Below are 3,600 nucleotides of genomic sequence, written 5' to 3'. Positions count from 1 at the left end.
TATGAGTCTTCTGATAGCTACTTCAAAATATTATGATGTCCTCCATGTTTTACATTTTCTTATCCCGTTGGGAGTGCTCAATCTTGCTTTGATTGCTATCGGTGCTTACCTGATTATCCAATCAATAACTCGAATGAGACATTACGATCGTATTATTAATAAAATCAAACGAAAGCATAGTATAATTGGGACGTTTATTGAGTGAATTTATGAAAGAATCCTAACGAATAAGGATAGATTGTATGAGGAACGAACCACAATCTTATCCATTGGTTGGACAAGCCCTGCCATATGATAAAAAAATATATAAAAATTTTTTTACCTGCAAATAGCATAAAATCCGCTCTCCTTCAGGAGAATACCCTTTGATTCCCAAAATTTGTGCAGAAAATGGGACACACCCAAAAATTTTGTCTCCTGTTTTTAAATGAACTGCAGCTTTTACCTTAAAAAAAATCAACCGGGTGTCCCTGATTACCCTATCTACTGAATCCAGGGCTTTGTCATGTTGTGCTGACTTACCCACAGACTATGCCTTATATGCTTATTTCTGTTCGTCGGCTTATAATTTTGCGCTCCAACTTCCTTCAGACGGTCCCGGTCAGCACCGCGATTATGTGGCTTGAGGCAATCATCAAAATAGGATATATAAGGCTATTGAAAAACATCAAGTAAAGGTTTAAGCAGGAAATAAGCACTTTGTTGGAGTCAATACTTTGGCAAACATGTATATTTTTTTAAGTAACTTTTAAAAGTTACTGATAAATTTTGACTCCATGAAATAATCAAGATTCATCTATGATTAAATATACACATAGCCGATGAAGTGCATCCCGAAAAAAACCAAATTTTATGTTAAAGATGGAATTCTATAATTTTTTAACTGGGAACTTAAGTTTGATTGAACTTGATCCTCGAACCGTAATTTTTATTAATTTTATTTATTCTGCTTTTATTGCATTTTTTCTCATTGCTGCATGGCGGTTAAGTAAGGTTGAGTTTCCAGGGTTGGGTAATTGGGTAATAGGATTTGGGCTACTTGCTTTAAATTTCTTTGTCCTTTCATTTCGCGGTATCATTCCACAATATATAGTAATGGTTTTGCCCCACATGCTTGTTTGCTGGGCGTATATTGAAATCAAAAGAGGTTTAAGCAAGTTTTACAAATTCCCCAATTGGGTAATTATCGATTATATTGTAATGATAATTTTCTCGTGCGCTTTGATATACTGTCTATCAAACTCAAAATTTAGAATAGTTACTGTTACATTTTTTCCAACACTTATCATGATAATTACAATGATTCAGATTTTATATTCTACAATTGAGGATAAAAAACTGTTTATTATATTATTTTCAATAGCGTGTTTTATACAATTCATCCGAATGATATTTGGTTTGATGTGGGAGCCAAGTGTCAACCCGATGAAAACAGGTAACAATCTTTCAACCATTTCTATCCTTTTTTTCATGACAAATATTGTTATTTTTTTCACATTATTATTTGTCGTCATTCAGAGAATAATTAATTTAAAAAATCAGTTACTTGTTGATCTGGAGAAGGCCGCAACAATTGACGAACTCACTCAACTAAATAACAGGCGGGGATTTATGAATTTTGTAAATCTTGAAATTTCACGCCTAAAAAGATCAAGATCAGACTATGCAATAGGGCTTGGAGATCTGGATAATTTTAAAAATGTCAACGATACTTATGGACACGATGTTGGCGATGCTATTCTAAGACAAGTTGCTCAAATCCTTAAAAAGCACATACGAGAGTCAGACGTTGTCGCACGATGGGGTGGAGAAGAATTTATATTCATGTTTACAGGATCGACACTAAAGAATGTAGTCAAGGTCTTAAACCGAATAAGGCAGGCAATCGAAGAACACCAATTCGTGCATGAAACAATAAGAATAAATCAAACTGTCAGCTTTGGCATAAGCTATATTTATGACAGTGAATATAATATAGAAAAAATGATAAAGATGGCAGACGAAAATCTTTATGAGGCCAAACAGCAAGGTCGCAATAAAGTTATCTACAAAACCATCCGTTCAAATTAGCGGATAAATTGGTGGCCACGTCATTCCAACTCCTTGTCAAGGACACCGGGGATTTTTGCAAAAGAAAATCAATGCATACAAAGCAGATCTCTCCGGACGCTTTTCAGTATCCCCTTGAGGGGTGAAAGAACGTGAACAGTGACTACACAACCGTAGCATTTACGCTATCTCCTGAATCCTGGGATTTGTCATGATGTGCTGACTTACCCGGAGACTGGGCCTAATATGCTGTTTCTGTTCGTCGCCTCATAGTTTTGCACTCGGGCTTGCTTCAGACCTTTACTCGCGGAAACGCCCTTGCCGTCGGCTAATGTTTGTGCCATAGTCAACAGAGCATGGCAGGATTCACACATAGGGGATTTGCACCCCATAAATTCACGCCCATGCCGGGCGTACCAAGTAACATGCACTGGATTTCACCGGTAATGTTAAATATTTCAAAGGAACAAATTTATGGAATCAGAATTAAGCAATAGTGCAAAGCGTGTACAGGATTTTCTTTCTGCAATGGGATTTTCATTTGATGTCAAGGAACTACCTGGTTCAACGAGGACCGCTCAGGAGGCTGCTGATAGCGTAGGGTGTACGGTAGCACAGATTGCTAAATCGCTTGTTTTCAAGGAGAAGAAAACGGATCGACCCATTCTTGTCATTGCATCTGGCTCAAATCGCGTTGATGTGAAAAAAATCCAGAAGTCGGTGGGTTTAAAACTTGGAAAGGCGGATGGTAATTTTGTGAAGGATAGAGTCGGTTATGCAATCGGTGGTGTTCCACCAGTAGGTCATAATGAACCTTTGGAAACTTTATTGGATAGGGATTTGAAAAAATATGAAACGATATGGGCAGCGGCAGGAACACCTTTTGCCGTTTTTCAGTTAAAACCTGCCGATCTGGAGCCCCTTACCAAAGGGAAATGGATCGATTTGTCGGAAGAAATATAACCACTCACTGGTGCCGACCCAAAAAGCTGAACGGCACAGTTCAATCGTTGGCTTCGATCCGAATGCAGACTTTTCTAATCGTGCTGACCACAACAGATTTCTTGGAGGGGTATGTCGAAGAACAATTCTATAACTCAGGTAGATCTTCAAAGATCTATTGGGCTGCTTGGTGCCACGTCTATCGGTATCGGAGGCATGGTAGGGGGTGGTATCTTTGCCGTGCTGGGTGTGGCATCTGAGCAGGCTGGAGGGGGTACCCCAATCTCCTTCTTAGTGGCGGGCTTGGTGGCCGCTTTGACCGCATTTTCCTATGCGCGGCTGTCGGTGAAATATCAAAGCGCCGGGGGAACTGTCGTCTTTATTGACAGGGTGTTCGGGGTCAGTGAATTCACCGGTAGTCTCAATATAGTCCTTTGGGCGGGCTACGTCGTTACGACCGCCCTCTATGCATCGGCTTTCGGCAACTATGCAGCCACGTTGTTCATCGGCGGCACTGCCCCTAATCCGATACTGCTCCGCACCCTCATCGCAGTTGGAGTGATTGTCCCGTGGGCAATCAACCTCGCAAACGCTGGGCTGGTTGCCCGC

3 protein-coding genes and 1 pseudogene are annotated in these 3,600 nt (G+C 40.2%); all 4 read left to right on the top strand.

Going from position 1 to position 3,600, the window contains the following annotated elements; all coding sequences use genetic code 11:
• Window positions 1-205, top strand: a pseudogene (locus tag ACYQ2M_RS24810) (hypothetical protein); the annotation flags it as partial.
• Between the two features lie 692 nt (window positions 206-897).
• The gene (locus tag ACYQ2M_RS24805) at window positions 898-2,070 is read left to right on the top strand and encodes a GGDEF domain-containing protein (protein ID WP_459919088.1); all 1,173 of its coding nucleotides are present in this window, start codon (window positions 898-900) and stop codon (window positions 2,068-2,070) included.
• A 453-nt stretch (window positions 2,071-2,523) separates the two neighbouring features.
• Window positions 2,524-3,012 (top strand): YbaK/EbsC family protein, encoded by a 489-nt coding sequence (locus ACYQ2M_RS24800; protein ID WP_459919087.1) that lies wholly within the window; start codon window positions 2,524-2,526, stop codon window positions 3,010-3,012.
• Window positions 3,013-3,123: 111 nt separating this feature from the next.
• Window positions 3,124-3,600, top strand: a 477-nt coding sequence (locus tag ACYQ2M_RS24795; RefSeq protein WP_459919086.1) for an amino acid permease, incomplete at its 3' end; no start/stop codon positions are given.

The sequence above is a fragment of the Desulfocicer niacini genome, from assembly GCF_054657595.1.
Note: the sequence above shows the minus strand (reverse complement) of the source record. Positions and strands in the feature narration are given on the sequence as shown.

Coding starts and splice junctions, on each gene's coding strand:
- ACYQ2M_RS24800 (WP_459919087.1), top strand. CDS start 2,524: ATGGAATCAGAATTAAGCAATAGTGCAAAGCGTGTACAGGATTTTCTT.